At 37.5% G+C, this 3,643-nt stretch carries 3 protein-coding genes; 1 reads left to right on the top strand and 2 read right to left on the bottom strand.

All coding sequences use genetic code 11. The features are described 5' to 3' along the window. The first annotated feature begins 441 nt into the window (after positions 1-441). Positions 442-1,539, top strand: a complete 1,098-nt coding sequence (locus B3I52_RS10065) for a Fic family protein (protein ID WP_293300910.1) — start codon at positions 442-444, stop codon at positions 1,537-1,539. Positions 1,540-2,649: 1,110 nt separating this feature from the next. On the opposite strand, the gene B3I52_RS10060 is transcribed toward B3I52_RS10065, so the two are convergent. Then, positions 2,650-3,231, bottom strand: coding sequence for an ORF6N domain-containing protein (locus B3I52_RS10060; RefSeq protein WP_293300908.1), 582 nt, complete (start codon positions 3,229-3,231; stop codon positions 2,650-2,652). Between the two features lie 115 nt (positions 3,232-3,346). Then, a partial coding sequence (locus B3I52_RS10055; RefSeq protein ID WP_293300906.1) for a hypothetical protein occupies positions 3,347-3,643 on the bottom strand: 297 nt, incomplete at its 5' end.

Raw genomic sequence — 3,643 nt, 5'->3', positions numbered from 1 at the left:
GCCAAAATTTCGGAGGCCGTTAGTGCGTGCTTGGGAACGGTTGGTTGGTTGGTTGGTTGGTTGGTTGGTTGGTTTTTTCGTTTGTGGTTGCTTTAATAGTTGCGTCATTTCGGCTGCCTGTAAGGAGGAGAAATCTAAGTTTTTGCTATAATAAAGCTTGTATGTATGCGCTATTACGGTCTGGAGACCTTGGGTTTTTAAAATGAATTTAAGTGGCCGCTATGCGAACAATAAACCAAGGGGGAAGATTATGTCGAAGATTCGCTGTTTTCTGTAAGCAACCAATTAGCTTAACCTGTTTCGATCAATAAATTATTAGTCTAAAGATGCGGGAAATAGAGCTATCCTAATCTTTAGACTAGGGAATGAGCCAATTCTCTTTTCTAATCGGCTCAAAATTTAACTATATTTGAGTTGAATAAATTTTTTAATCGGCTCATAATGTACAATTGGCAATATAATGAATGGCCTAACTTTAGGTATTCTGTTGAAAATATTCGGACTAAAGCAGTTTTTTTTGCAGAAGAACTAGGGCTTGTTAATGGTTTAATTATGGCCTTAAATGAAACTGAAATACAAGAAACATTAATTGAAATCCAAATTGCCGAAGCTATTAAAACATCGGAAATAGAGGGTGAGTATATGAGTAGAGCAGACGTGATGTCTTCAATTAAAAGAAATTTAGGGTTAAAAGGTACGAGTGTAGTACACGACAAGCGTGTTGCTGGTATTGCTAAATTAATGACTGTAGTAAGAGAGTCTTATAAAGAAGACTTATCTCTAGAAATGATTTTGGAATGGCATAAAATACTTATGGAATCATTCGCTCAAATAAGGGCAGGTCGATGGAGACAAGGTGAAGAACCGATGCAGGTTGTTTCGGGAGCTTACGGTAAAGAGATTGTACATTTTCAAGCGCCAGATTCATCTAAAATACCTATGGAAATGAAACAATTTGTTGATTGGTTCAATTCTGGAGAATTGGGCACTAAAGATCGTTTCAGTGCTTCTTTAGTAAAGTCTGCAATTACACATTTGTATTTTGAAAGTATCCATCCATTTGAAGATGGTAACGGACGAATTGGAAGAGCACTGGCCGAATACGCTCTTTCCTATACATTAGGAAGTCCGGTGCTACTGTCTATCTCTAAAGTTATAGAAAGAAATAAGAATGAGTATTACGATGCTTTGAAAATGGCACAGTCAGCATTAGAAGTTACAGAATGGGTCGAGTATTTCGCAAATATCATCCTTCAGGCACAGATAGAAGCTAAGAAAATGGTTGAATTTACTGTGATGAAGGCTAAGTTTTATGATTATTTCCAAAATCGGCTTAATGAAAGACAGTTGAAAGCTATGAATAAAATGTTTGAAACAGGTATAGAGGGTTTTAAAGGAGGAATGACGGCAAAGAAATATATTGCAATTACGAAGACATCCAAAGCCACAGCAACTCGTGATCTACAACATTTAACTGAGATTGGAGCTCTACAGATTATTGGAGCTGGACGTTCGGTACACTATGAGTTAGTTTTGTAATTATGTAAGTGGTGAACAATCTGCAATTATAACCTGAGAGTTCGATAATTATTAACTACAATTTTTTCAATTAGAATTTATTATAGCCATATTACGGTCTGGAGACCTTGGTTTTTAAAATGGGTTTAAGTGGCCGCTATGCGAACAATAAACCAAAGTGGAGTAGCATTGCCCATTGCATCTCCCTCTCAACTCTCCGTCTTTTCGACTGCCTGTAAGGGGGAGAAATCTAGCTTTTGGTGGTTGGTTGGAGCAAAGAACAAGGAATAAAGAACAAAGAACAAGGAGCAAAGAACAAGGATTGGTTTTTTCATAAAATCTTATTTGTGAGTTTATGAGGTAATTTTGTTGTTTAGAACCGCTCTTTGCCGCGGGGGCAACTCCCTTTTTTCTTGATAAAAAAGAGAGGAAAAAATCAAGTCTACCGATAAATGGGTACAGGTTGCCGATATTTTGTTGTAAATCCTCAAACTTGACTTTTATTGCGCAAGAAAGGATGAGCGTTATGGTTGGTGCTTTTATTGGTATTGGTGTAACGCTCTATTTTCTTGCTTGTGTGTGCGTGTTTAACGTAAATGCAATGTCGAGTTTGGTCTTTCCTGCCAAAATCTCGAAGGCCGTTAGTGAGTGCTTGGGAACGGTTAGTTGGTTGGTTGGTTGGTTGGTTGGTTGGTTGGTTTTTTCGTTTGTGGTTACTTTAATAGTTGCGTCATTTCGACTACCTGTAAGGGGAAGAAATCTAGCTTTTGGTGATTTGTTGTTCTTTGTTGATCGTTTGTTTATTTATTGGTATTTGATTATTGGTAATTAGGAGCAAAGAACAAGGAACAAGGAGGGGGTTGGTTGGTCGCTTTAATCGTTGCGTCATTTTCAACTGCTTGTTCCGAGTATTCGGAAAGCTGCAAGGAGGAGAGATCTAAGCTTTTGCTATAATAAAGCTTGTATGTATGCGCTATTACGGTCTGGAGACCTTGGGTTTTTAAAATGGATTTAAGTACCCCCTATGCGAACAATAAACCAAGGAGAAATTACTTATTGGTAACGCTAAAATAAGCCGAGGTTTTTGCTTTTTGAGGGAGTTGTGCAACAGTTACTGTTGTTATACATAATTTATTTCTTGTTCTTTCCAATCTCGTAGCCAATACGTTTTTTGTTACTGGTTACTTGTTCTTTTTTCTCGGTTAACTCATCCAAATATTTAAACACCACTTCCATATTTTTACTATTGTTGGTGTGCATTTTAGCATGCTTCTCCAGTATGTTTTTTATTTCTGCTATTTCTAATCTCAGTTCTGTATTGTCTGTTAACAGCTGACGCAGTTTAGTAAACACCCTAATAATTTGTATATTCACTTGTATGGCCTGCTTGCTGTTTAATACGCTAGATAACATAGCCACGCCCTGTTCTGTGAAAGCAAAGGGCTTTGCGCCGCCGAAAGATTTCTTGTCTGGTATCACAGATTGTGATACCATCTCATCTAGTTCGCCTTCGGTAATCTCAAACATAAAATCTTCAGGAAAACGATCTAGGTTTCTTCTAACCGCTTGTTTTAACACCCTTGTTTCTACACCGTAAAGTGCTGCCAAATCTCTATCTAGCATTACCTTTTGCCCACGTACCAAATAAATTTGGTTCATCACAATTTCGTCTGGAATAATAGGTGATGTAGAAATAATTTCTTTCTTGGACATATGGAGTTGGCGTTAAACGGTTTGGTTGTTTAAAGATAACATAAAATTAAATCACTTAAATAAACATCTACCATTTCTGTGTGCTTGGTGTTATCACCATACCACGCAACATTGTTTATGGTTGGTTGGTTGGTTGGTTGGTTTTTTCGTTTGTGGTTACTTTAATAGTTGCGTCTTTTCGACTGCCTGTAAGGAGGAGAAATCTAGCTTTTAGTGGTTGGTTGGAGCAAAGAACAAGGAATAAAGAACAAAGAACAAGGAGCAAGGATTGGTTGCGTTCACCAAATCTTATTTGTGAGTTCATGAGGTAATTTTGTTGTTTAGAACCGCTCTTTGCCGCGGGGGCAACTCCCTTTTTTCTTGATAAAAAAGGGAGGAAAAAATCAAGTCTGCCGATATTTTGTTGTAAATC

The sequence above is a fragment of the Pedobacter sp. UBA4863 genome (assembly GCF_002399615.1).
Taxonomy (GTDB): Bacteria; Bacteroidota; Bacteroidia; order Sphingobacteriales; family Sphingobacteriaceae; genus Pedobacter.
The sequence above is the reverse complement of the archived record's forward strand: the minus strand, read 5'-3'. Positions and strand labels throughout refer to the sequence as shown.

Bases quoted from the DNA above. Each gene is read 5' to 3' on its own strand.
- B3I52_RS10065 (WP_293300910.1), top strand. From the start codon at position 442: ATGTACAATTGGCAATATAATGAATGGCCTAACTTTAGGTATTCTGTT.
- B3I52_RS10060 (WP_293300908.1), bottom strand. From the start codon at position 3,231: ATGTCCAAGAAAGAAATTATTTCTACATCACCTATTATTCCAGACGAA.